The 261-nt window shown below is 58.6% G+C and carries 1 pseudogene; it reads left to right on the top strand.

Annotation, left to right across the window (positions count from 1 at the left end):
- Positions 1–261, top strand: a pseudogene (locus tag SB771_RS35295) (IS110 family transposase); the annotation flags it as partial.

Raw genomic sequence — 261 nt, 5'->3', positions numbered from 1 at the left:
CGGAGGATCAGCAGGCCATGCTTGCTTTACACCGGATGCGCCAGCAACTCGTGAGATTCCGCGTGATGCAGGTGAACCAGTTGCGCGGCCTGCTGTACGAGTTTGGCGTGATCCTGCCGCAAGGCCGGCGTGCCTCAATTGACGCGGCCAAAGCATCGCTCGCATCGATCGCCGATCAAGAGCCAGCCATGTTAATCGACAGGCTGCAAGATCAGCTATCAAGGCTGTTAGCCCTCGACGAGCAGATCCTGCACATCGAAC

Origin of the sequence: Burkholderia sp. SIMBA_051, assembly GCF_046534915.1 — a bacterium.
Lineage (GTDB): Bacteria > Pseudomonadota > Gammaproteobacteria > Burkholderiales > Burkholderiaceae > Burkholderia > Burkholderia ambifaria.
This window is presented reverse-complemented; position numbering and strand designations above follow the sequence as displayed.